Raw genomic sequence first — 24122 nt, 5'->3', positions numbered from 1 at the left:
GATCGTGCCAGGGCTCTCTGTCCGTAGTTGCGTTCGTCAGTGCTTGGCGGGCAGCAGACCGAGGCGGTCGTAGGCCTGCGCGAGCGTCTCGGCGGCGACCGCACGGGCCTTCTCCGCGCCCTTGGCCAGGATGGAATCCAGCGTCTCGGGGTCGTCCAGGTATGCCTGGGTGCGCTGCTTGAAGGGTGTGACGAAATCGACCATCACGCCCGCGAGGTCGGTCTTCAGCGCGCCGTAGCCCTTGCCCTCGTACTTCGCCTCCAGCTCGGTGATCGTCTCGCCCGTGAGGGTGGAGTAGATCGTGAGCAGGTTGCTGACGCCGGGCTTCTTCTCGGAGTCGAAGCGGATCTCCGCCTCGGTGTCGGTGACCGCGCTCTTGATCTTCTTCTCGGTGACCTTGGGCTCGTCGAGGAGGTTGATCAGGCCCTTGGGGGACGACGCGGACTTCGACATCTTGATCGCCGGGTCCTGGAGGTCGTAGATCTTCGCGACCTCCTTGACGATGTGCGCGGCGGGCAGGGTGAAGGTCCGGCCGTAGCGCTGGTTGAAGCGCTCCGCCAGGTCGCGGGTCAGCTCGATGTGCTGGCGCTGGTCCTCGCCGACGGGGACCGCGTTCGCCTGGTACAGCAGGATGTCGGCGACCTGCAGGATCGGGTACGTGAACAGGCCGACGGTGGCGTTGTTGACGCCGCCCTTGGCGGACTTGTCCTTGAACTGGGTCATACGGCTGGCCTCACCGAAGCCGGTGATGCAGTTCATGACCCAGCCCAGCTGCGCGTGCTCCGGCACGTGGCTCTGGACGAAGAGCGTGCAGCGCTCGGGGTCCAGGCCGGCGGCGAGCAGCTGCGCGACGGAGAGGCGGGTGTTCGCGCGCAGGTCCTTCGGATCCTGCGGCATGGTGATCGCGTGCAGGTCGACCACCATGTAGAAGGCGTCGTGCGTCTCCTGCAGGGCGACGTACTGGCGGATGGCTCCGAGGTAGTTCCCGAGGTGGAACGAGCCGGAGGTGGGCTGGATGCCGGAGAGCGCGCGAGGACGATCAGAAGCCATGACTTCATTCTCTCAGGTGCGACAGGGCGCTCGGGCCCGCCCGGGCCCGCCCGGGCCCTGCGGGGCCGGATGTTCCGGCCCCGCAGGGGCCGCAGGTCAGGACAGCGGCAGACCGGGGGCCGGGAAGCCGGCCATCAGGTCCGTGACCTCCGCGCGGATCACGGACAGGGCCTGCTCGTCCCCCTTCGCCGCCGCGTCGACCGCGCGCGAGATCCAGTCGGCGACCACCGGCATGTGCGCGGTGGACAGGCCCCGCGAGGTCAGCGACGGCGTGCCGATCCGGATGCCCGAGGGGTCGAAGGGCTTGCGCGGGTCGAACGGCACCGTGTTGTGGTTCACGACGATGCCGGCCCGGTCCAGGGCCTTGGCCGCGATCTTGCCCGGTACGTCCTTGCCCGTCAGGTCGATCAGGATCAGGTGGTTGTCCGTACCGCCCGAGACCAGGTCGAAGCCCTTCTGGAGCAGCGCAGCGGCCAGCGCCTTGGCATTGGCGACGACCTGGTGCGCGTACGCCGTGAAGGACGGCTGGGCCGCCTCGTGCAGCGCCACCGCGATGGCGGCCGTCGTCTGGTTGTGCGGGCCGCCCTGGAGGCCCGGGAAGACCGCCTTGTCGATGGCCTTCGCGTGCTCCTCCCGGCACATCAGCATCGCGCCGCGCGGACCGCGCAGGGTCTTGTGCGTGGTGGTGGAGATGACGTCGACGTGGTCCGCCGGGGACGGGTGCGCGCCGCCCGCGATCAGGCCCGCGATGTGGGCCACGTCCGCGACCAGGATCGAGCCGGCCTCCTTCGCGATCTCCGCGAAGGCCGCGAAGTCGATGGTCCTCGGCAGCGCCGTACCGCCGCAGAAGATCAGCTTGGGCCGCTCCGCGAGGGCCTGCTCGCGCACCGCGTCGTAGTCGATCAGCCCGGTGTCCGCCCGTACGCCGTACTGCACGCCCCGGAACCACGAGCCGGTCGCCGAGACTCCCCAGCCGTGCGTCAGGTGGCCGCCCATCGGCAGGGCCATGCCCATCACGGTGTCGCCCGGCTTCGCGAAGGCCAGGTACACGGCCAGGTTGGCCGGGGAGCCGGAGTACGGCTGCACGTTGGCGTGGTCCACACCGAACAGGCCCTTGGCCCGCTCGATGGCCAGCGCCTCGACGCGGTCTATGTTCTGCTGGCCCTCGTAGTAGCGGCGGCCGGGGTAGCCCTCGCTGTACTTGTTCTGCAGCACGGTGCCGGAGGCTTCGAGGACGGCCGCGGACACGTAGTTCTCACTGGGGATCAGGCGCAGGGTCTGCGCCTGCAGTACTTCCTCCGCCGCGACGAACGACGCCAGCTCGGGGTCGGTGGCCCAGAGGGAAGGGTGGTTGTGGGCGGAATGGCGGCTCGCGGACATGGCGGGCTCCTCCGGGGTCGATGTGATCGGTACCCCGCGAGGCCCAGGCGAGCGGCCCTGTATGCGGTCGAGCGCGCACGACCCCCCCGGAGTTGGTTCTCCGTACGCCAGTCGCCGTGCGTACCGGACACCTTAGCGGGCGCGCCACGAACGATGTTTCTGCGTCCGGGATACGAGCGACGATAAGAAGGTGACGCCACCCTCGTCACCGCTTCACCCGGCGCTTCACCGCGCCGGACGGACGATCGGAGACCCCGTGTCGACAACTGCTGATGCCATCCGCTCCGCAGACGCGCACAGCGCGCACAACTACCATCCGCTGCCCCTGGTCGTCGCGTCCGCGGAAGGCGCGTGGATGACCGACGTCGAGGGCCGCAGATACCTCGACATGCTCGCCGGGTACTCGGCCCTCAACTTCGGGCACGGCAACCGCCGTCTGATCGACGCCGCCCGTGCCCAGCTGGAACGGGTCACGCTCACCTCGCGCGCCTTCCACCACGACCGCTTCGCCGACTTCTGTACCGAGCTCGCCGCCCTGTGCGGCAAGGACATGGTGCTCCCCATGAACACGGGAGCGGAGGCCGTGGAGACGGCGGTCAAGACCGCCCGCAAGTGGGGCTACGAGGTCAAGGGCGTCCCGGACGGGCACGCCAAGATCGTGGTCGCCGCCGACAACTTCCACGGGCGCACCACGACCATCGTCTCCTTCTCCACGGACCACGACGCCCGCGACCACTTCGGGCCGTACACGCCGGGCTTCGAGATCGTCCCGTACGGGGACCTCACCGCGCTGGCGCACGCCGTCACCGAGAACACGGTGGCCGTGCTGCTGGAGCCGATCCAGGGCGAGGCGGGGGTGCTGGTGCCGCCCGCCGGGTACCTGAGCGGCGTACGGGAGCTGACCCGCGAGCGGAACGTCCTCTTCATGGCGGACGAGATCCAGTCGGGGCTGGGGCGGACCGGCCGGACCTTCGCGTGCGAGCACGAGGGGGTCGTCCCGGACGTCTACATCCTCGGCAAGGCGCTCGGCGGCGGCGTGGTGCCGGTCTCCGCCGTCGTCGCCGACCGGGACGTGCTCGGGGTGTTCCGGCCCGGCGAGCACGGGTCCACCTTCGGCGGGAACCCGCTCGCGTGCGCCGTCGCCCTGGAGGTCGTCGCGATGCTCCGGACCGGCGAGTTCCAGGAACGCGCCGCCGAGCTGGGCGAGCACCTGCACCGTGAGCTGAACCTGCTGGTCGGCGGGGGCGCGGTGACCGCCGTACGCGGCCGCGGACTGTGGGCGGGCGTCGACATCGACCCGTCGCGCGGCACGGGCCGGGAGATCTCCGAGAAGCTGATGGAGCTCGGGGTGCTCGTGAAGGACACCCACGGGTCGACGATCCGGATCGCCCCGCCGCTGGTGATCAGCAAGGAGGACCTGGACTGGGGGCTGGACCAGCTCCGCTCGGTGCTCGGCGCGTAGGGGCGGCCGGTGTCCGGGGCCGTACCCGGGGGCCGAATCCGGAGCCGGAGCCGGAGCCGGACCCGGACCCGGACCCGGACGAATGTCGGCTAGAGGATGACGTGGGGCAGGAAGCGGGCGTACTCGTCCGTGACCGGCCCCGCCGATTCGCGGATGCCGAGCCCCGCCGCCTCGTCCTCGACGACCCACGCGCCGAGCACCACCCGGTTGCCGTCGAAGTCGGGCAGCGGGGCCAGGCCCTGGAAGCAGTACCGCTCCCCCTCCTCCGGGACGAACGGCTCGCCGTCCTCGCCCGCCTCGTGCAGGGTGACCCCCGCGCCCTCACGGCCGAGGAGGGGCTTGGTCACGTAGCCGGCGGACCCGGGCCCGGCCAGCTCGCGCGGGCCGTCGAGGTAGGCCGGCAGCAGGTTCGGGTGCTCCGGGAAGAGCTCCCACAGGATCGCGAGCAGCGCCTTGTTGGACAGCAGCATCTTCCACAGGGGCTCGATCCAGCAGGTGGTGCCGGAGCCGCCGCCGTGGTCGTACGTGCCGAGCACCTGCGGGCCGAACTCGTCCGTCGCCAGCCACTCCCACGGGTAGAGCTTGAAGCAGGAGCGGATGAAGCGGAGCTTCTCGTCCACGAACCGGCCGGACAGGCTGTCCCAGCCGATCTGCTCGACGGAGAGCGCCTGGGTGTCCAGGCCGGCCTGCTCGGCGGTCTCCTGGAGGTAGGCGACCGTCATCAGGTCCTCGCCGAGCTCGTCGGTCTCGGAGTGCGCGAAGTGCAGCAGGCCGGGCGGGAGCAGCTCGGCCTGGCGCCGCCAGGCGTCGACGAGGCGCTCGTGGAGGGAGTTCCACTGGTCGGCGCCGGGGAAGCACTCCTCCATCCAGAACCACTGCGGGCCGGCCGCCTCCACGAGGGAGGTGGGGGTGTCGGCGTTGTACTCCAGCATCTTGGCCGGGCTGCCGGTGCCGTCGTAGCGCAGGTCGAAACGGCCGTAGAGGGAGGGCTGTTCGGCGCGGCGCCGCCAGGACTCCGCGATCAGCGCGGCCAGCTTCGGGTCGGTGATGCCGAGGTCGGCGAAGCGGTCGTGCTCGACGATGTGCGCGGCCGCGGCCAGGCACATGGCGTGCAGCTCCTCGACGACGTTCTCCAGGGCCTCGACCTCGGGGAGCGTGAAGGAGTAGTACGCGCTCTCGTCCCAGTAAGGGCGCAGGGAGTCGTCGGGGTAGCGGGTGAGGGGATAGATCAGGCCCTGCTCCTCGACGGTCTTCTGCCAGCCGGGACGGGGCTCGATGGTGTGCCGCTGCATGGTCTCGGTCAGCCGCCGCTGGAGCCGGAGCTCTTGTGGCCGCCGATGCCGCCGCGGGTGACGGCGGACTTGTCGAAGCTGCCGCCGGAGACCTTGCCGGCGGCGACGTGGCCGCCGTAGTAGTACGTGCCGGTGCCGCCGCTCTTGCACTCCTTGTTGTTCAGGTGCTGCAACGTGGAGCGGGAGGCGCAGCGCTTGTCCGGTTCGTCGCTGCTTCCGCAGGCCACGAGGGTGGCCGCGAGCAGGCCCATGCCGCCGAGGGCGACCGCGCCGGAGCGCATTCGGCGCTGGTTGGTGCTGCTGCTGTCCATGTCTGCTGCTCCCCCTGTGGCCTCGCGTGCTCCCGACAGACTAGAGCGGAGGCCCCGGCCGATGGAATCCGGCCGTTGTGAGATCCGTGACCTAGAGTCAGTTCGTGCTCATTGGGATGATTTGCGCGCTCGGTGCGGCGGTCTGCTTCGGTACGGCGTCGGTTCTGCAGGCGGTCGCGGCGCGGTCGACGGAGCCCGGTACGGGGTCCGGCGTGGACACGGCGCTGTTCCTGCGGGCCGTGCGGCAGTGGCGGTACCTGGCGGGTCTCGGCCTGGACGGAGTCGGTTTCGTGCTCCAGATCATCGCGCTGCGGCACATCCCGATCTACGCGGTGGGGGCGGCGCTGGCGGCCAGCCTGGCGGTGACGGCGGTGGTGGCGGCGCGGCTGCTGCGGGTGCGGCTGTCGCGGACCGAGTGGGGCGCGGTGGCGGTGGTGTGCGCGGGCCTGCTGATGCTGGCGCTGGCCGCCGGTGAGGAGGGCACGGGGACCGGAACGCTCGCGCTGAAGCTGGGGCTGCTCGCGGTGGCGGGGCTGGTGCTGCTGGTCGGCGTGGTCGCGGGGCGACTGCCGGACGGACCGCGGGCACTGGTCCTCGGCCTCGCGGCGGGGACGGGCTTCGCGGTGGTGGAGGTCTCGGTACGGCTCATCGACTCCCCCTGGGACCTGCGCAACCCCGCCCTGTACGCCCTCCTGCTGGGCGGCGGCGCGGCCTTCCTCCTCCTCACCTCGGCGCTGGCGCGCGGCTCGGTGACGGTGGCGACGGCGGGCCTGGTCCTCGGCGAGACGATCGGCCCGGCGGTGGTGGGCGTGGCCTGGCTCGGCGACACCACCCGCGAGGGCCTGGCCTGGCTGGCAATGACGGGCTTCGCGGTAGCGGTGGCCGGCTCCCTCGCCCTGGCCCGCTTCGGCGAACCCCCGACCCCGGACGAACCCCACCCCGCCGACACCTGAGGCACGATTCCAGCGCGGCCTTTCGGCCCCGCCGGCGTTTGGGGCGCGGGGGCTCGGGGGCAGCGCCCCCGCAACGGCGCCGCAGGTCACGGCAGGGCCGCCGCCAGGGCAGCCAGCGTCGGCGACCACGCGCTGTCCGACGGCGTCCCGTAGCCCACGACCACCGCGTCCCGCCCGGGGAGCGCCACTGCCTCCGGGTGGCGAAACCGCTCCAGCCCGTGCAGGGCCAGGTCCTGCCACGCCGCCGACTGCAGGACCGACCGCTCCGTCCCCCCGGGCAGGTCCAGCACCGCGTGGAGCCCCGCCGCGATCCCCGACACCCCCACCCGGTCCCCCACCGCCGCCACCAGCTCGTCCCGCCGCCTCCGGTACCGCAGCCGCATCCCGCGCACGTGCCGGTCGTACGCCCCGGAGGTGATGAACGCCGCCAGCGTCAGCTGGTCCAGCACCCCGCACGCCCAGTCCGTGGGCCGTTTGGCGGCGAGCACCTCCTCCAGCAGCCCCGGCGGGACCACCATCCAGCCCATCCGCAGCCCGGGGGCCAGGGACTTGCCGGCTGTGCCCAGGTACACCACCCGGTCCGGGTCGAGGCCCTGCAGCGCCCCGACCGGCTGGCGGTCGTAGCGGAACTCCCCGTCGTAGTCGTCCTCCAGGATCAGCCCGCCCGTGGTCCGGGCCCAGTCGACCGCGGCCGCCCGCCGGGCCGGGGTCAGGGCCACGCCCGTCGGGAACTGGTGGGCCGGGGTGAGCAGCACCGCGCCCGCCGCCGACGTCAGCTCACCCGTCCGGGCTCCCTCCCCGTCCAGGCCCAGCGGGCGCGTCCGCAGCCCCGCCCGCACCAGCAGGTCCCGGTGGACGTCCAGGCCGTACCCCTCCACCGCCACCTCCCGCACCCGCCGCGCCCGCAGCACGCCCGCCAGCACGGTCAGCCCGTGCAGGAAGCCCGCGCACAGCACGATGCGTTCGGGATCGGCGTGGACCCCGCGCGCCCGCGCCAGGTAGCCGGCCAGCGCCCGCCGCAGCTCGATGCGGCCGCGCGGGTCGGCCGCGTAGCCGAAGGCCTCGTTCGGCGCGTCGGTCAGGGCCCGCCGGGCCGCCGAGAGCCAGGCCGCGCGCGGGAAGCCGCCCAGGTCCGGGGAGCCGGGCACCAGGCTGTACGCGGGCCCCGTGCGCGCGGGCCCCGTGCGCACGGGGCGCCGTGCGCGGGCGGCCGCCGCGGGCCGACGCGGCCTGGCCCGTTCGGCGACGCGGGTGCCGGAGCCCTGGCGGGCGGTCAGCCAGCCTTCGGCGACGAGCTCCGCGTACGCCTCGGCGACCGTGTTCCGGGCGATGCCGAGGTCGGCGGCGAGGGTGCGCGAGGACGGCAGCCGGGTTCCGGCGGCCAGCCGCCCGCTGCGCGCGGCCTCGCGCAGGGCCTCGGTGAGACCGGCCCGCAGACCGCGTCCGGCGGTGAGGTCCAGGTGCAGGTCGGCGCCGAAAGTGGCCCACGATTCCGTCATGGATATGGACCATATCCGTGGGCCGCTCTGCTTCTAGGGTGGATCACATGACGACCGCACACGAACACGCCCCCGAGCACACCCCGCGCATGCACATGGCGAAGCTCGCCCCCGAGGTCTACAAGGCCGTGCTGGCCCTGGAGATCGCGTCCAAGAAGGGCCTGGACCCCTCCCTGGTCGAGCTCGTCAAGATCCGCGCCTCCCAGCTCAACCACTGCGCCTTCTGCCTCGACATGCACACCAAGGATGCGATCGCCGCAGGTGAGAGCGTTGAGCGCATCATTCAGCTGGGTGCGTGGGAGGAGTCGCGGCACTTCTACACCGAGAAGGAACTCGCCGCGATCGAGTTCACCGAGGCCGTCACTGTCCTTAACGACGGCTTCGTGCCCGACGAGGTCTACGAGAAGGCAGCGAAGCAGTTCGAGGAGCGCGAGCTGGCCCAGCTGATCGCCGTCATCGCGACGATCAACGTCTGGAACCGCATCGGTGTCACCACGCGCATGGTCCCGGGCCACTACACCCCGGGCATGTACAAGTAGGCCCGATCGGGCACTCCGGCCGGTCACTCCGGACGGAACGACTCCACGGCCGCCGTCAGGTTCGCGCGTACCGCCGTGCCGTCGGCGGCCGGACCCGCCGCCAGCAGCGCCCACCGCCGGCCGTCCGGGGCGACGGCGATCCGTTCGATCCCGCGGCGCCGGCCCTGCGACTCCTGGCTGTCGTACTCGTAGACCAGCTCGCAGGACTCCCCGGGCGCCGGGTCGACGGACACCTCCCGGTACCCCGGATTGGCACCGAGGGTCTGCGAGGAGATCCGCAGCAGCTCGCAGGCGCCGACGCTGTCCGGCTCGGTGACGCGGAAGATCTGGACCAGCGCACTGCGGTCCCCGGGCCGCCGGTAGAAGGAGCCGCTGCCGTTCTCGTCGCGGCTGCGCTCCCAGCCCGTCGGGACGGCGACCGAGAAACCGCCGTCGTCACGGACCACCGTGTACGGCGGCGCGGCCGTGGGCGACGCGGAGGCGGACGCCGAGGACGGGGCACCGGGCGCCGCGTCGGCAGGACCGGTACTGGGCGAAGGACCCGGGGTACCCGAGGCCGACGGGGCCGCTACGGGCGCCTTCGGCTCCCCGTCGCCCAGCAGGAGCCACCCCGCCATGGCACAACCGCCCACCACCGCGGCCCCGAGGGCCACCAGCAGCGGGACCCTCCAGTTCCGCACCGGGTCCGGATCCGGTCCGGGGCCGCGTCCGCCCCCGCCCGGTGGCATCGGTGGCGGCGGTGGCGGCTGGTCCGCCCACTCCCAGCGCTGCGACTGCGGGTTCCAGTGCGCGCCGCCGCCCGTGGCCACCGGTCAGCTCCCCAGTGTGGCGAGCAGCCCGCCGAGGGCGGCGGCCGCGTTCACCGACTCCACCAGCGGGGCCCACCGCCGGAGCGCGCCCCGCAGCCGGGCGGGCAGGCCGGGCCGGATCTCCCCGGTCTCCTCCAGTTCGCCCGCGGCCTCGTCCAGTTCGGCGTCCAGCGCCGCCCGGTCGGCGCCGCGCGGCATGCGGGCGAGGGCGGCGCGCAGCTCCCGTACGGCCTCCAGCAGTTCCTCCGCGCCCGGGGCGCCCGCCCCCGTACCGTCGTGGTGGACGCTGGTGTTGGTGATGTGCGTGCCGCCGATGCTGAAGGCGGTGTTGTTGACGCTGTTGATCCGCACCTCACCGGTGCCGGCTCCCGACCCGGCTGCGGCTTCGGCTCCCCCGTCATGCGTCACTGCTGCTCCCCCTGCGGGTCGTGGTGGCTGGTGTGGTGGCTCGTCCGGTTGCTGTGCCCGCTTCCGCCCACGCTGAACGCGCTGTGGCTCACGGACTGGATGAAGACCCCACCCTCCGCGACCGTGACCGCGCGCTGCGCGAACTCCTCCGTGTGCCAGCCCGCTTCGTGCAGGGCGAGGGTCACGCCGCCGACGATCCGGTCCTGGATGGTCTTCAGGTACCGGTCCAGGTCCATCAGCTGGAACAGGGAGGCGTCCTCCTGCGCCGCGAGCTCGCGTACGGACGCGGCCGGGCCGGCCGGGAGCGCGCCGGCGTGGCCCTCCGTGGCGATCTGCCACGGGCCGCGGCTGCCCCCCGACAGGGTGGTGAGCGCCTTGGTGAGCGAGCGCGGGGCGTGCTGGAGCGCCCAGACCGCCTTGGCGAAGGGGTTGTTCCGCAGGTGGCGCCGGGCCACGTCGTCGGCCTCCTGGAACTCGGGCCGGACGGGCAGCAGTACGTGCGGTGCCACCTCCAGCATCAGCATCCCGCCCTGCGTGTGGACGCGTACGAAGACGGTGATGACGAGGTTCTCGTCCCAGCCTCCGACCCGTACCCGCAGGAAGTGACGGCGGCGCTCCCCGCCCTCCTCCACGGCTCCGGCCCGGTGCGCGTCGAACGCGCCGTCCGAGAGGTCCGGCTCGAACGCCGCCGGCAGCCCGGAGGCCGGCAGGAACACGCACTCGTCGACGACCAGTTCCCGCAGCCGGTCCAGTACGGCCCGCTCCGCCTCGGGCGAGCCGTGCGGCGACGGCACGCGCAGGGCCTCCAGCCGCGGCCGGATCCGGCCCACGATCCGCTCGTTGTCCAGCGGTTCGGGCGGGACGCCCTCGGTGCGGGGGCGCAGTTCGACGGAAAGGTGCCAGGGGCGGTACGCGGCGCCCGCGCCGCAGAACGGGTCGTCGACGTTGTAGATGACCAGCCGGCTGTGCTGGGTCCGCCGGATCCGGTCGCGGGCCCTGACGAAGCGCCGGCCGGAGGCGGGGTCGGCGTTCGGGTCGGCGTACTGCGTCCGGCTGAGCGAGGTGCTGATGACGCGGGCGAAGTGGCCCCGCTGGAGGCCGACGACGAGGGTCAGCAGGGCGAAGACGATCACGGCCGGCCAGGCGTACCCGCCCGCGATCACGTAGCCGAGTCGGGGCAGCTCGAAGACGACGGCGAACGGCTCCCGCTCGATCCCCCGCAGCAGGTACTCGTAGACCGTGAGCGAGTCGCCGGCCCCTCCGACGTCCGTCCCTCCGTCCAGCGCCCCGTGCAGCACGCCCAGCCCGACGCCGATGAGCAGCACGTAGCCGCATCCGCGCAGGAGGAGTTCGAGGAAGCGGCTGCCGCGCTCCGTCTTCGCCCGGCGGCGCCGGATCCGTCCGGCGCCGCTCAGGAAGGCGGCCGGGATGAGCAGGAAGAGCAGGAGCGGCTGGACCAGCAGGAGTCCGAGGCCCCACGTGGCCAGGACGGCGCAGGCCCAGGCCACTTCGGCGCGGCGGGCCTGGAGTGCGTGGGCGAGGACGCGGGCGGCATCGAAGCCGTAGGAGGGCGCCACGAAGCGCTCCTCGTGGACATGGAGCTCCTGGATCACCCGGTCGCGGTACGTGGCGTCGAGATAGCTGCCGGCGCACAGCAGCCGGCCGGCTTCGCTGAGCGAAGGGTGCACAGGAGTTCTGTCGTCCGCGGTGCCTGTCACCGAATCCCCCTTTCGGTGTGCGGAGGGAAACCATAAGGCGATGATCAGGAACATGACAGGGGTGATCGCGCCAAAAAGGCCCCGGCGCAATGCGCCGGGGCCTTCAGGAAGAGCGGACCGGGTCGGTTCGACCCGATCGGTTCGACCGGATCAGATCAGGCCGAGCTCGCGGACCGCGTCGCGCTCCTCCGCCAGCTCCTGGACGGAGGCGTCGATGCGGGTGCGGGAAAACTCGTTGATGTCCAGGCCCTGGACGATCTCGTACTTGCCGTCCTTGCAGGTGACGGGGAAGGAGGAGATCAGACCGGCCGGGACGCCGTAGGAGCCGTCCGAGGGGATACCCATCGAGGTCCAGTCGCCCTCGGCGGTGCCGTTGACCCACGTGTGGACGTGGTCGATGGCGGCGTTGGCGGCCGAGGCGGCCGAGGACGCGCCACGGGCCTCGATGATCGCGGCGCCGCGCTTGGCGACGGTCGGGATGAAGGTGTCGCCCAGCCACAGCTCGTCGGCCACGACCTCGGCGGCGTTCTTGCCGGCGATCTCCGCGTGGAAGATGTCCGGGTACTGGGTCGCCGAGTGGTTGCCCCAGATGGTCAGGCGCTTGATGTCGGAGACGGCGGCACCGGTCTTGGCGGCCAGCTGCGAGATCGCGCGGTTGTGGTCCAGGCGGGTCATCGCGGTGAAGCGCTCGGCCGGTACGTCCGGGGCGGCGGCCTGCGCGATGAGCGCGTTGGTGTTGGCCGGGTTGCCCACGACCAGGACCTTGATGTCGTCCGCGGCGTGCGCGTTGATGGCCTGGCCCTGCGGCTTGAAGATGCCGCCGTTGGCGGCGAGCAGGTCGCCGCGCTCCATGCCCTTGGTACGCGGGCGGGCGCCCACGAGCAGCGCGACGTTCGCACCGTCGAAGCCCTGGTTCGGGTCGTCGAAGATGTCGATGCCGGCGAGCAGCGGGAAGGCGCAGTCGTCGAGCTCCATGGCGGTGCCCTCAGCGGCCTTCATGCCCTGGGGGATCTCCAGAAGTCGGAGCTTGACCGGCACGTCCGCGCCGAGCAGGTGACCGGAAGCGATGCGGAAGAGCAGCGCGTAGCCGATCTGGCCGGCGGCGCCGGTGACGGTGACATTCACGGGAGTGCGGGTCATGGCCTTCTCCGTTAGACAGCTGGCGGTGGGGCGTCCCTGCCCCATGTGCTGGAGGACGCCGCTCCCCAGTAAATCTTGACGTGAAGAGACATCCGCCGTCAGGCTATCCGACCCGGGAGCGGGCTAATCCCCGGGTCCCTGTGGTGCACGGCACACGGACCCCGGCGTTCGAAGGCGCGGACGGCCCCCGGACAGCCATTCGATCAGGAAGATCCGCCCCGTGCGGTGCCCCTCGATCGACTTGGCGCAGGCGTTCGCCGCGCGGGTGAGCAGCGACTCGCGGGCCAGGATGCCGGTGACCAGCGTGTACGAGGCGTGCGCGGGCGAACGCCGGACGCCCTGGTGCGGGCGGGCACCGACGCCCGGCCGGCCGTCGCGGCCGCCCCGGCGGCGCTCACCGCAGTCACGCCCTTCGCCGGGCGGCTAGCGCACGGTGAAGCGGACCGCGGTCTCCAGGAACGGGATCTCCAGCCACGCCTTGGGCGCCGCCATCACCAGCGCGAGCAGGGTGATCGCCACGCCCAGCAGCCCGTACGTGACCATGTCCGTGAAGCGGGAGCGGACGGCGAGCATCCCCACCGAGGGCAGCAGGCGCCGCATCACCGCGGCCGCGATCAGGGCCACGCCGATGATCAGGCAGCCGACCCTCGGGTGCCCGAGCGCCGTGGCCAGCAGCCCGACCGCGGTGGCCGCGAGCACGCTGAGCATCGGCCACTGACGGGCCGGCGTGGACACCGCGCCGGGAACGGCCCGGCCGCTGCCCTCGGGACGGGCCGTGCTCTGGGTGATGGAGGGGAAGCGGCGGGACCTGGCCGCCTCGGCCCCGGAGGCGGCGGGACCGGCCTGGGCTCCGGGCCCGGCCTGCGCGGCGGGACCGGCCTGCGCGGCGGGTACGACCGGCGTGCCGGCGGCGACCGGAGCGACGGGGGTGCCGTTCGCCCGGGCCGCGCCGCCGCCCGCAGGGTTCTCCGCGTCCGATTCAGCCTGCACTGGTGTTCCGTTCCGCCGCCTCGACGACATTGACGAGCAGCTGGGCCCGGGTCATCGGGCCGACCCCGCCGGGGTTCGGCGAGATCCACGCGGCCACCTCGGCGACGCCGGGGTGCACATCGCCGACGATCTTCCCGTCCCCGTCGCGGCTGACGCCCACGTCGAGCACGGCCGCGCCGGGCCGTACGTCCTCCGGCTTGACCAGGTGCGGCACACCGGCCGCCGCGACGATGATGTCCGCCTGGCGCAGCAGCCCGGAGAGGTCGCGGGTACCGGTGTGGCAGAGCGTCACGGTGGCGTTCTCGGACTTGCGGGTCAGCAGCAGGCCGATGGAGCGCCCGACGGTGATCCCGCGGCCGAGGACGACGACGTGCGCGCCGTTGATCCCGACGCCGTGGTGGCGCAGCAGTTCGACGATCCCGTACGGGGTGCAGGGCAGCGGGCCCGGCTCGCCCAGGACCAGTCGGCCCAGCGACATGGGGTGCAGGCCGTCGGCGTCCTTCAGCGGATCCATCAGCTCCAGGACCCGGTTGGTGTCGATGCCCTTGGGAAGTGGGAGTTGGACGATGTAGCCGGTGCACTCCGGGTTGGCGTTGAGCTCCCGCACGACTGCCTCGATGTCCTCCTGGGAGGCTGTCTCGGGCAGTTCGCGCTGGATGGAGGCGATGCCGACCTCGGCACAGTCCTTGTGCTTGCCGTTGACGTACCAGCGGCTGCCCGGATCGTCACCGACCAGCAGGGTGCCGAGGCCGGGGGTGATGCCCCGGGCCTTCAGGGCCGCCACACGGGCGGTCAGTTCGGACTTGATCGCGGCGGCGGTGGCCTTGCCATCGAGAATCTGGGCGGTCATGACCCCATCCTCCCGGATGAGGCGGCCCCGGTTCCAGTCAAGGCGCTCGCAGCGGCACAGCGTTCATTGCACTTGCACAACAAGTCACCGCCTGTAGCGCAACCGGCTGGACAAGTAACGGCCGGGCGGACGACGATGAAACGACTGAGTGCCGCGGGCAGTGCCGGGGGGCGGGACCGCACCGTGCAGGATTCCTCCGCGCTCGTGCCGTGCGTCCCTGCACTTCCACGGAGGAACACCCCACCATGAGCTTCGGCGAACCGCACAATCCGTACGGACAGCAGCCGCCCCAGGCCCCGCAGGGCCAGCCCGGCTACGGCTACCCCCAGCAGGCCCCCCAGAGCATCCCGCCGCAGGGCGGCTACGCCTACCCGCAGCAGGCCCCGCAGGCGTACCCGGGCGGTCCCGGCGGTTACCCGGGCGGATACCCCGGCGGTCCGGGCGGTTACCCCGGAGCGCACATGGAGATGCCGGGCGGCGCCAAGGCGGCCCGCGTCATCCTCTTCATCCTCGGCAGCCTGCAGGCGCTGTTCGGTGTGCTCATCATCATCGGCGGCGCCGTCTTCGCCTCCGCCTTCTCGGGGTCCTCCAGCTCCTCGGCGCAGGACGTGGGGACCGCCGTCAGCGTCGGCTTCGTCATCGGCGGCCTCTTCCTGATCGGCCTGGCTCTGTGGCCGTTCCTGACGGCCGTCAAGATGGGCAAGGGCCGCAACGGGGTCCGCGTCTCCGGCATCGTCTACGGCTCGATCCAGACCTTCTTCGCCGGCATGAGCGTGCTCGTCAACCTGGCGGCGGCGGGTTCCTCCGAGAGCTCGGCCGCGCCGGTCGCCGTCACGGTGCTGCCCGCCCTGGTCTCCCTCGCCCTCGGCCTCACGATCGTCATCGGCCTCGCCAAGGCCGGCGACTACTTCAAGCGCCCGGGCTACTGACCCCGCTCGTCCGCAGAACCGGCGAAGGCCGCGACCCGCAGTGCGGGTCGCGGCCTTCGCCGTAGGTCGGGGCCTGCCGGCCGGCTCAGTGGAAGAAGTGCCGGGTCCCGGTGAAGTACATGGTCACACCGGCCTTCTCCGCGGCCTCGACGACCTGCTCGTCACGGACCGAACCGCCCGGCTGGACCACGGCCTTGATGCCCGCGGCGGTCAGGATCTCCAGCCCGTCCGGGAAGGGGAAGAAAGCGTCGGACGCGGCGTACGAGCCCTGCGCGCGCTCGGCGCCGGCCCGCTCAACGGCGAGCTTCGCCGAGTCCACTCGGTTGACCTGGCCCATGCCGACGCCGACCGAGGCGCCGTCCTTGGCGAGCAGGATCGCGTTGGACTTGACGGCCCGGCAGGCCTTCCACGCGAAGGCCAGCTCGGCGAGCTCCGCCGGCGACAGGGCGTCGCCGGTGGCCAGGGTCCAGTTGGCGGGGTCGTCGCCCTCGGCCTGGAACAGGTCGCTCTGCTGGAGCAGCGCACCGCCGCTGATGGGCTTGAGGTCGCCCGGCTGGTGCGGGGTGCCGTCCACCTTCAGGACGCGGATGTTCTTCTTCCTGGCCAGGACCTCGACCGCGCCGTCCTCGTAGGCGGGGGCGGCGATCACCTCGGTGAAGATCTCCGCGACCTGCTCGGCGAGCTCGACGGTCACCGGTCGGTTGACGGCGATGACGCCGCCGAAGGCCGACAGCGGGTCGCAGGCGTGCGCCTTGCGGTGGGCGGCGGCGACGTCCGCGTCGACCGCGATGCCGCACGGGTTGGCGTGCTTGATGATCGCGACGCAGGGCTCTTCGTGGTCGTAGGCGGCGCGGCGCGCGGCCTCGGTGTCCACGTAGTTGTTGAAGGACATCTCCTTGCCGTGCAGCTGCTCGGCGTTGGCGAGTCCGCCCGGCTGTCCGTCCGTGTAGAGGGCGGCGGCCTGGTGCGGGTTCTCGCCGTAGCGCAGGGTCGACTTGCGCTCCCAGGCGCCGGCCAGGAACTCGGGCAGCGCCGCGGCGTCGTCCTCGGGTGCTTCCGGGGCGTACGCGTTCGTGAACCAGGAGGCCACGGCCACGTCGTAGGCGGCGGTGTGCTGGAAGGCCTCGGCCGCGAGCCGCTTGCGGGCGGTCAGGTCGAAGCCGCCGCCCTGGGCCGCCGCGATGACGTCGGCATAGCGGGCCGGGCTGGTGACCACCGCCACGGAGGGGTGGTTCTTGGCGGCGGCGCGGACCATCGACGGGCCGCCGATGTCGATCTGCTCCACGCACTCGTCGGGGGTGGCACCCGACTGGACGGTCGCCAGGAAGGGGTAGAGGTTGACGATCACCAGGTCGAAGGGCTCGACGCCCAGCTCGGCGAGCTGGTTGCGGTGGTCCTCCAGGCGCAGGTCGGCGAGGATGCCGGCGTGCACGCGCGGGTGCAGGGTCTTGACCCGGCCGTCCAGGCACTCGGGGAAGCCGGTCAGCTCCTCCACCTTGGTGACGGGCACCCCGGCGGCGGCGATCCTCGAAGCGGTGGAGCCGGTGGAGACGAGCGAGACGCCCGCCTCGTGCAGCCCGCGGGCCAGCTCTTCCAGTCCGGTTTTGTCGTAGACACTGACGAGCGCACGCCTGATCGGCCGCTGGGTCGTGGTCGGGTCGTTGCTCTCTACGGCGGTCACTGGATTGTTACCTTTCGTCCCTCAATGCGGTAGCCGTGCCGGGCCAGACGCCCCACGACATCGACGAGCAGCTGGCGCTCGACTTCCTTGATGCGCTCATGGAGAGCGGCTTCGTCGTCCTCGTCCCGGATCTCGACCACACCCTGGGCGATGATCGGACCGGTGTCCACGCCGGAGTCCACGAAGTGGACCGTGCAGCCGGCGACCTTCGCCCCGTAGGCGAGGGCGTCCCGTACGCCGTGCGCGCCCGGGAAGGCCGGGAGGAGGGCGGGGTGGGTGTTGATGAACCGGCCGCCGAAGCGGTCGATGAACACCTTGCCCACGATCTTCATGAATCCCGCGGACACGACGAGGTCCGGCGCGTACGCGTCGGTCGCCTCGGTGAGGGCGACATCCCACTCCGCACGGCTCCCGTAGCCCTTGACCGGGCAGACGAAGGTCGCAATCCCGGCCTTCTCCGCCCGCTCCAGGCCGGCGATGTTCTCTCGGTCGGCCCCCACGGCGACGACTTCGGCGCCGAAGCCCTCGGATCCGCCGGGGTGGGCGTCGATGGCATCGAGGAGAGCCTGGAGGTTGGTGCCGGAACCGGAAACCAGCACGACCAGGCGGGAGGCGGCCATGGGAGGCCCTTTCTCACGGGATTGCGGTGTTCGTCTTGTGTGGTCATACAAAACTTCGGGGTACCGCTATATGGGCAACCGTACGAAGCCACCGACCGCCTGCAACGATACCGGTACACCGGGCAGCCCCCGAGGGACGGGGGGACGGCCGGGCGGTAGCGTCTGGCGTACAAGCCGCAAACTGGGCCCACCTCGCCACGACGTCCGCGGACGTCCATGACACAGGGGAAGAAACACACCCGATGCCGGACCGCCGTCAGCCCGACTCCCCCACCGACGACAACCCCTTCGCGGCTCCGCCGGAAGGCCGGCCCGACCAGCCGTGGCAGCCGCGCGCCGGTGGCGACGGCGGCGGGAACGGCGAGAGCCCGAAGGACTCGGACGGTCAACGGGGTCCGGCGCGCTGGGACCCGACGGACCCGATCCAGCGCCGCGCCCGCTACGCGCTGCTGGCCGGCATGTGGGGCTTCTTCTTCGGGATCTTCGGCATCCCGTCGGTCGGACTGCTGCTCGGGGCGCTCGCCCTCTACTGGGGCATCAGCGCGCTGCGCGGCAAGCCCGCCGCGGCGGCCGCGGACGGCGCCCCCGCCGCCGCACCGGCCGGCCTGGACGCCCTGGGAGCGGCGGCCCGCCCCCAGCGCACGGCGGCGGTGAGCGGCCTGGTCACGGCCTCACTGGCGATCCTGCTGGCGATGAGCTCGTACGCCCTGCAGCTCACGTACAAGGACTTCTACGTCTGCCGCGACGACGCCCTCACCAAGTCGGCGGAACTCCAGTGCAACACCCTCCTCCCGGACAACCTGGTGGGCGACGTCCTGAAGGTCCGCCAGTAGACCCACACCCAGAGCCACCCTCTCCAGCCCCGCCGGCGTTTGAGGCGCGGGGCCCGGGGCGGCGCCCCAGCAGCGGCGCCGCACCCTAACGGCCTACTCCGGCGGCGTCGGCTTCCGCCGCGCCAGCACCCGCGCACCAACCACCGGCGGAGCCAACGGTGCTGACACCGCCTCTGCCACCACCACCGGCTCCGCCGCCTTCCCCGCGAGCAGCCCCGGATCCAGATCCAGCCCGGCCACCACCGTCACGGCCCGCCGCGCCCGCACCCGCACCTCGCGCACGACCACAGGACCGGCAGGAACCTCAGGAACCTCAGGAACCGCCGGAGGCGCCGGCGCCGCCACCGACGCCGACACCCCGATCTCGGGAATCAGCGCCCCCGCCGCCTTCTTCATCGCCGCCCACCGAACCTCGCGCACCCCGCTGTCGTGCCACCGGTCATCCACCGCGTCATCGCCGTCCAGTGCTCCGAACCCCATCGCCGGGCGGTTCCGCCACGCATGCACCGCCACCGCGACCGGCACGGCCAGCGCCGCCGTCCAGGCGAAGGCCGCCACCCCGGTGGCCCACCAGACCGGCCCGAACTCGGCCAGCCTCCGTGAGCCCAGCGGCCCCGCCGAGGCCGCCGCGAGCCCGGCCATCGCCAGGCCGCACACCACCGAGCCCAGGGCGGCCGTCAGCGCGGTCTCCCCGTACGAGACCTCGCGCGCCCGGCGTACCGCGAACCAGCCCACCGCCAGCCCGGCGACCACCGGCACCGCGGCGACCGTCCAGGTCAGCGGGGTCCCGGGCCCCGCGGACGGGAGCGCGGCCAGCAGCGGGAAGCGGGGCAGCCCGGGCGCGCCCGGGAAGCCGAGCGGGCCGGCCGTCACGTCGGCGCCGAGGGAGAAGCCGGGCCCGAGGGCGTAGGCCGCGCCCCAGACCATGGCGTTCGGGATCAGCGTGAGCGCGAGCAGCAGGACCGCGAAGCGGCCCGACCACACGCCGGTCAGCGACAGGAAGGAGGCCTGGACCTCCGCACCGTGCCACGCGAGCGAGGCGCCGACGATGAGCGCGCCACCGCCCAGGAGCACCAGGGCCCCGCCCGCGCCCGCCCGGAGCGCCAGCGCGTATCGGGGGCGCACGACAGCCCTCCGTACGCCCCCTGACAGCCAGGACGGCAGCGGCCCGAGCGGACGCCCGCGGGCGCCCCACACCCCGCCGGCGGCGGCGAGCACGGCGACCAGCGGAATGTGCCAGGCCGCGCTGATGGGGTCGGCGGGCATGGGGCCGCCCGCGGCGTACACCGTGGCGACGGCCCCGACGGCGAGATATCCGCAGAGCACGGCCGAGAACACGGCTCCGGCGGGCAGCACCTCCTCGTCCTCCTCCTCGGCGGCGCTCCCCAGCCGCGCGGCCCGCCGGATGAGCAGCACGGGCAGCGCGACGAGGAGCAGGGGCGTGATGCCGACGGGCGCGGGAATGCCGGACAGGGTGTCGTACCGCACCAGCTCCGTCCCGTGGGCGAGCAGCCAGAGCCCGGCGGCGAGGTGCAGGGCCCCGCCCGGGCCACTGTCGGGGTAGGGGGAGCTGATCCACAGCACGATCACGAGCACGGCGAGGAAGCCGAGCCCGAGTCCGGCCGCCACGGCGCCGCCCACGACGCATGCGGCGGCGGCCGGGGAACGGCGTCGCACGCCGGCTCGCGGGGCCGCTGACAACGGGGTCCCGCGTTCGGTCACTTGGGTCACCCCGCCATGGTGCCAACGACACGCGCTATGGGCGGGTAACAGGCGAATGCCCGTGGTGTCGCTCAATATACGTTTATGTACTTTATTGCCCAGGGCTGCCGGTTCGCGGGGAGTGTGGCATGACAGGAAGCGTCGAGACGACCTCCCCAGAGGACTCGGAGCTGCGCCTGCCCGCGCCCAAGGAGCGCCGCAGACTGCGCGAGGCGGCGGAACTGACGCACGATGAGGTCGCCGCGGCGGTGGGCGTCGCCGCGGCGACCGTCCGCTCCTGGGAGTCGGGCCGAACGGCCCCGCGCGGGCGCAAGCGCGAGGCGTACACACGGTTCCTGGCCGGCCTCGCGGCCCCGCCGGAGGCCGTCGTACCCACCGGGGAGCCCGCGGAGGCGAAGTCCGCCCGGGCGGCGGAGGACCCCGCCGCGGACCCACCCGCCCCGAACGCGCCGGGCGGGCCCGTGGCGACGGGCGTCGAGCCGCCCGCCGTCGAACCCCTCGTCGAACCCCTCGCCCAGCCCGTCGCCGAGCCCGTCGCCGAGCCCGTCGAGCTTCCCGCGGTGGTCCCGGTGCGGGGCCCGGCCGAGGCCTTCGACGCCCTCTACGCCTGTGCTGCACGCGACCTCGCCCGGCAGGCCTACCTGCTCACCGGCCGCGGGGCCCTGGCCCTGGAAGCGGTGGAGAAAGCTTTCACCCAGGCCTGGGCCCAGTGGCCCGAGGTGGCCACCGATCCGGACCCGGTGGGCTGGGTGCGGGCGATCGTGTACGAGTACGCGCTCTCCCCCTGGCACCGGTTCCGGCGCGCCCACCGCCACCCCGACAAGCCCCCCGCCGAGCCCGCGGACCGGATCCTGCTCGACGCGCTGCTCTCGCTGCCGCCCGTCCACCGCCGTACCGTCCTGCTCTACGACGGCGTCGGCCTCGACCTGCCCGACACCGCCGCCGAGACCGAGGCCACCACCCCCACCGCCGGGAACCGTCTCGTGCACGCGCACGCCGACCTCACCGAGCTGATCCCCGAACTGGCCGAGGTACCGTCCGAGAAGCAGTCCGCGCTGCTGCGCGACCGGTTCACCGCCCTGCGGCCGGCCGTCGCCCTCGACCCGCGCCCGGCCGCGGCCGTCCGCGGCGGCGGCGAACGGCGCACCCGGATGTGGACCCGCGCGACCCTCAGCCTGACGGCGATGATCGCCGTCTCGACCTCCTACACGCTGATGACCGCGCCCACCCACTACGAGCCCCCGCCGGCACCCGGCGAGAGCGTCTCCGGCGTGCCCCCGCTCGCCGGCCCCCAGCAGCTCACCGAGCGCGGCAAACAGCTCCACGACAAGCTGCTCGCCGACCCGGAGGCCGGACCGGCGAGGATCGCCCCGAAGATCGAATGAGTACGGGCGTGGGGCCCCCCCCCCCCGGGGGGGGGGCCGCCCCCCCCCCCCCCCCCCGCTACGTGGGGGCCCCCGCGGGCCCCCCCCCGGGGGGGCCCGCGGGGGGGCCCGGCCCCCGGGCTGTGGGGGGGGGGGGGGGGGGCCCCCCCCCCCGGGGGGGGGGGCCCCACGCCCGTACAGAGTCTCGCTTACTTGGCGGCCAGGATCTCGCGCGCCAGCTTCGCGGTCTCGGTCGGGGTCTTGCCGACCTTCACACCGGCGGCCTCGAGGGCCTCCTTCTTGGCCTGCGCGGTGCCGGAGGAGCCGGAGACGATGGCGCCTGCGTGGCCCATGGTCTTGCCCTCGGGGGCGGTGAAGCCCGCGACGTAGCCGACGACCGGCTTGGTGACGTGCTTCGCGATGAAGTCCGCCGCACGCTCCTCGGCGTCGCCGCCGATCTCGCCGATCATGACGATCAGCTCGGTGTCCGGGTCGGCCTCGAAGGCCTCCAGGGCGTCGATGTGCGTGGTGCCGATGACCGGGTCGCCACCGATGCCGACGGCGGAGGAGAAGCCGATGTCGCGCAGCTCGTACATCATCTGGTAGGTCAGCGTGCCGGACTTGGACACGAGACCGATCTTGCCGGGCTTGGTGATGTCGCCCGGGATGATGCCGGCGTTGGACTGGCCGGGGGTGATCAGACCCGGGCAGTTCGGGCCGATGATCCGGGTCTTGTTGCCCTTGGCCTTCGCGTACGCCCAGAAGGCGGCGGAGTCGTGCACCGCGATGCCCTCGGTGATGATGACGGCCAGCGGGATCTCGGCGTCGATGGCCTCGACGACGGCGGCCTTGGCGAAGGCCGGCGGGACGAAGAGGACGGAGACGTTGGCGCCCGTCGCCTTCATCGCCTCTTCGACGGAGCCGAAGACCGGGACCTCGCGGCCGTCGAAGTCGACGGTGGTGCCGGCCTTGCGCGGGTTCACGCCGCCGACGATGTCGGTGCCGTCAGCCAGCATCAGCTTGGTGTGCTTCATGCCCGTGGCACCGGTCATGCCCTGGACGATGACCTTGCTGTCCTTGTTGAGGAAGATAGCCATGTGAGTCTGTGACCTCTGCCCTTACTTCGCAGCCGCGAGCTCGGCGGCCTTGTCGGCCGCGCCGTCCATGGTGTCCACGCGCTGGACCAGCGGGTGGTTGGCGTCCGAGAGGATCTTGCGACCCAGCTCGGCGTTGTTGCCGTCGAGACGGACGACGAGCGGCTTGGTGACCGCCTCGCCCTTGTCCGCGAGCAGCTGCAGCGCCTGGACGATGCCGTTGGCGACCTCGTCGCAGGCGGTGATGCCGCCGAAGACGTTGACGAAGACGGACTTGACGTCCGGGTCGCCGAGGATGATCTCGAGACCGTTGGCCATGACGGCGGCGGAGGCGCCACCGCCGATGTCCAGGAAGTTGGCGGGCTTGACGCCACCGTGGTTCTCGCCGGCGTAGGCGACGACGTCGAGGGTGCTCATGACGAGACCCGCGCCGTTGCCGATGATGCCGACCTCACCGTCGAGCTTGACGTAGTTGAGGTTCTTCGCCTTCGCGGCGGCCTCGAGCGGGTTCGCGGCCGCGTGGTCCACGAACTCCTCGTGACCCGGCTGGCGGAACTCGGCGTTCTCGTCGAGCGAGACCTTGCCGTCGAGCGCGATGACGTCGCCATTGGCGACCTTCGCGAGCGGGTTGACCTCGACGAGGAGCGCGTCCTCGGCGATGAAGGTCGCCCACAGGGTCACGAGGACCTCGGCGACCTGCTCGGCGACCTCGGCCGGGAACTGCGCCAGGGCGACGATCTCGCGGGCCTTCTCGATGGTCACGCCCTCGTTGGCGTTCACCGGGACCTTGGCGAGCTTCTCCGGGGTCTCCTCGGCGACCTGCTCGATGTCCATGCCGCCCGCGACGGACGCCATGGCGAGGAAGGTGCGGTTGGTCCGGTCGAGGAGGTACGAGACGTAGTACTCCTCGAGGATCTCGGGGGCCGTCTCGGCGATCATCACCTTGTGGACCGTGTGGCCCTTGATGTCCATGCCGAGGATGTCCGTCGCCCGGGCGACGGCCTCGTCCGGGGTGGCGGCGAGCTTCACGCCACCGGCCTTGCCGCGGCCGCCGACCTTCACCTGCGCCTTGACGACCGACTTGCCGCCCAGCCGCTCGGTGGCCTCGCGAGCCGCCTCAGGCGTGTCGATGACTTCACCGGCCAGCACCGGTACACCGTGCTTGGCGAAGAGGTCCCTCGCCTGGTACTCGAACAGGTCCACGCGCGTCCGTCCCTTGTCTTCAAAGATTCGCAGTGATTCGCGGTTTTCTGCTATCTGCGTGGGCGTGCCGCGGAGGGCAACGTGACGGCGCTGTCACAAGGAAGGCGTACACGGTGACCGTGGACGCGGCATGTCCGTCCCGCAGGTTATCCCCGAGGGACGTGGGACCCTAAATCGCAGATCACACCTGAGCGGTGATACCTGTCACAGATCGCCTCACGGTTGAACTGGAAGTTCGTGTGATTCACCGATTCACAGGAACGAACAGGACGCGG

At 72.4% G+C, this 24122-nt stretch carries 22 protein-coding genes; 6 read left to right on the top strand and 16 right to left on the bottom strand.

What is annotated here, in order from left to right; all coding sequences use genetic code 11:
- Positions 1–36: 36 nt before the first annotated feature.
- Both trpS and glyA read right to left on the bottom strand, forming a co-directional pair.
- Positions 37–1050 (bottom strand): tryptophan--tRNA ligase, encoded by a 1014-nt coding sequence (gene trpS / locus ACIQZO_RS08020; RefSeq protein ID WP_403621763.1) that lies wholly within the window; start codon positions 1048–1050, stop codon positions 37–39.
- A 96-nt stretch (positions 1051–1146) separates the two neighbouring features.
- The gene (gene glyA, locus ACIQZO_RS08015) at positions 1147–2430 is read right to left on the bottom strand and encodes a serine hydroxymethyltransferase (RefSeq protein WP_403621760.1); all 1284 of its coding nucleotides are present in this window, start codon (positions 2428–2430) and stop codon (positions 1147–1149) included.
- Positions 2431–2686: 256 nt separating this feature from the next.
- Between glyA and rocD the strand changes: the two genes are divergently transcribed.
- Entirely contained in the window at positions 2687–3892 is a 1206-nt protein-coding gene (rocD, locus tag ACIQZO_RS08010; protein WP_403621757.1) for an ornithine--oxo-acid transaminase, read from the top strand.
- 89 nt (positions 3893–3981) lie between these two features.
- On the opposite strand, the gene ACIQZO_RS08005 is transcribed toward rocD, so the two are convergent.
- Together ACIQZO_RS08005 and ACIQZO_RS08000 are read right to left on the bottom strand one after the other, a co-directional pair.
- Positions 3982–5184 (bottom strand): glutathionylspermidine synthase family protein, encoded by a 1203-nt coding sequence (locus ACIQZO_RS08005; protein WP_403621754.1) that lies wholly within the window; start codon positions 5182–5184, stop codon positions 3982–3984.
- Positions 5185–5192: 8 nt separating this feature from the next.
- Positions 5193–5495, bottom strand: a complete 303-nt coding sequence (locus ACIQZO_RS08000; protein WP_403621751.1) for a hypothetical protein — start codon at positions 5493–5495, stop codon at positions 5193–5195.
- A gap of 116 nt (positions 5496–5611) precedes the next feature.
- Here ACIQZO_RS08000 and ACIQZO_RS07995 point away from each other — a divergent pair, with 116 nt between their 5' ends.
- Positions 5612–6448 (top strand): hypothetical protein, encoded by an 837-nt coding sequence (locus tag ACIQZO_RS07995; RefSeq protein WP_403622128.1) that lies wholly within the window; start codon positions 5612–5614, stop codon positions 6446–6448.
- A gap of 86 nt (positions 6449–6534) precedes the next feature.
- On the opposite strand, the gene ACIQZO_RS07990 is transcribed toward ACIQZO_RS07995, so the two are convergent.
- Complete coding sequence (locus ACIQZO_RS07990; protein WP_403621748.1) at positions 6535–7947, bottom strand: PLP-dependent aminotransferase family protein; 1413 nt, start codon at positions 7945–7947, stop codon at positions 6535–6537.
- 47 nt (positions 7948–7994) lie between these two features.
- Here ACIQZO_RS07990 and ACIQZO_RS07985 point away from each other — a divergent pair, with 47 nt between their 5' ends.
- Entirely contained in the window at positions 7995–8486 is a 492-nt protein-coding gene (locus tag ACIQZO_RS07985; RefSeq protein ID WP_403621745.1) for a carboxymuconolactone decarboxylase family protein, read from the top strand.
- A 23-nt stretch (positions 8487–8509) separates the two neighbouring features.
- Here the strand turns inward: ACIQZO_RS07985 and ACIQZO_RS07980 are convergent, their stop codons facing one another.
- From ACIQZO_RS07980 to ACIQZO_RS07955, 6 genes are all read right to left on the bottom strand, one after another.
- Positions 8510–9295 carry a hypothetical protein gene (locus ACIQZO_RS07980; protein WP_403621742.1) on the bottom strand — a complete coding sequence of 262 codons (786 nt, stop codon included), beginning with the start codon at positions 9293–9295 and terminating at the stop codon, positions 8510–8512.
- A 3-nt stretch (positions 9296–9298) separates the two neighbouring features.
- On the bottom strand, positions 9299–9703 hold the full coding sequence (locus ACIQZO_RS07975; RefSeq protein WP_403621739.1) for a hypothetical protein: 405 nt from the start codon (positions 9701–9703) through the stop codon (positions 9299–9301).
- The gene (locus tag ACIQZO_RS07970) at positions 9700–11421 is read right to left on the bottom strand and encodes a hypothetical protein (protein ID WP_403621736.1); all 1722 of its coding nucleotides are present in this window, start codon (positions 11419–11421) and stop codon (positions 9700–9702) included. The genes ACIQZO_RS07975 and ACIQZO_RS07970 overlap by 4 nt, the downstream gene beginning before the upstream one ends.
- Before the next feature lie 150 nt (positions 11422–11571).
- Entirely contained in the window at positions 11572–12561 is a 990-nt protein-coding gene (locus ACIQZO_RS07965) for a malate dehydrogenase (protein WP_403621734.1), read from the bottom strand.
- A gap of 423 nt (positions 12562–12984) precedes the next feature.
- Entirely contained in the window at positions 12985–13551 is a 567-nt protein-coding gene (locus tag ACIQZO_RS07960) for a DUF3017 domain-containing protein (RefSeq protein WP_403621731.1), read from the bottom strand.
- Positions 13541–14401, bottom strand: a complete 861-nt coding sequence (locus ACIQZO_RS07955; RefSeq protein ID WP_403621728.1) for a bifunctional methylenetetrahydrofolate dehydrogenase/methenyltetrahydrofolate cyclohydrolase — start codon at positions 14399–14401, stop codon at positions 13541–13543. Before ACIQZO_RS07955 ends, ACIQZO_RS07960 begins: the two co-directional genes overlap by 11 nt.
- 245 nt (positions 14402–14646) lie before the next feature.
- Between ACIQZO_RS07955 and ACIQZO_RS07950 the strand changes: the two genes are divergently transcribed.
- A complete protein-coding gene (locus tag ACIQZO_RS07950) occupies positions 14647–15330 on the top strand; it encodes a hypothetical protein (RefSeq protein ID WP_403621725.1) in 684 nt (227 codons plus the stop codon).
- 85 nt (positions 15331–15415) lie between these two features.
- On the opposite strand, the gene purH is transcribed toward ACIQZO_RS07950, so the two are convergent.
- Both purH and purN read right to left on the bottom strand, forming a co-directional pair.
- Positions 15416–17011: a bifunctional phosphoribosylaminoimidazolecarboxamide formyltransferase/IMP cyclohydrolase gene (gene purH, locus ACIQZO_RS07945; RefSeq protein ID WP_403621722.1), complete on the bottom strand. Its 1596-nt coding sequence runs from the start codon at positions 17009–17011 to the stop codon at positions 15416–15418.
- Positions 17008–17631 (bottom strand): phosphoribosylglycinamide formyltransferase, encoded by a 624-nt coding sequence (purN, locus tag ACIQZO_RS07940; protein WP_403621720.1) that lies wholly within the window; start codon positions 17629–17631, stop codon positions 17008–17010. The genes purH and purN overlap by 4 nt, the downstream gene beginning before the upstream one ends.
- Positions 17632–17873: 242 nt before the next feature.
- Between purN and ACIQZO_RS07935 the strand changes: the two genes are divergently transcribed.
- Positions 17874–18464: a hypothetical protein gene (locus ACIQZO_RS07935; RefSeq protein WP_403621717.1), complete on the top strand. Its 591-nt coding sequence runs from the start codon at positions 17874–17876 to the stop codon at positions 18462–18464.
- A 93-nt stretch (positions 18465–18557) separates the two neighbouring features.
- On the opposite strand, the gene ACIQZO_RS07930 is transcribed toward ACIQZO_RS07935, so the two are convergent.
- On the bottom strand, positions 18558–20141 hold the full coding sequence (locus ACIQZO_RS07930; RefSeq protein ID WP_403621714.1) for a DUF6350 family protein: 1584 nt from the start codon (positions 20139–20141) through the stop codon (positions 18558–18560).
- Between the two features lie 173 nt (positions 20142–20314).
- On the opposite strand from ACIQZO_RS07930, the gene ACIQZO_RS07925 reads away from it, so the two are divergent.
- The gene (locus ACIQZO_RS07925) at positions 20315–21571 is read left to right on the top strand and encodes an RNA polymerase sigma factor (protein WP_403621711.1); all 1257 of its coding nucleotides are present in this window, start codon (positions 20315–20317) and stop codon (positions 21569–21571) included.
- Between the two features lie 188 nt (positions 21572–21759).
- Here ACIQZO_RS07925 and sucD read toward each other — a convergent pair whose 3' ends face one another.
- Positions 21760–22647 carry a succinate--CoA ligase subunit alpha gene (sucD, locus tag ACIQZO_RS07920; protein WP_403621708.1) on the bottom strand — a complete coding sequence of 296 codons (888 nt, stop codon included), beginning with the start codon at positions 22645–22647 and terminating at the stop codon, positions 21760–21762.
- Positions 22648–22668: 21 nt separating this feature from the next.
- Positions 22669–23847 (bottom strand): ADP-forming succinate--CoA ligase subunit beta, encoded by a 1179-nt coding sequence (sucC, locus tag ACIQZO_RS07915; RefSeq protein ID WP_403621705.1) that lies wholly within the window; start codon positions 23845–23847, stop codon positions 22669–22671.
- Between the last annotated feature and the right edge of the window lie 275 nt (positions 23848–24122).

Origin of the sequence: Streptomyces sp. NPDC097617, assembly GCF_044761485.1 — a bacterium.
Lineage (GTDB): Bacteria > Actinomycetota > Actinomycetes > Streptomycetales > Streptomycetaceae > Streptomyces.
This window is presented reverse-complemented; position numbering and strand designations above follow the sequence as displayed.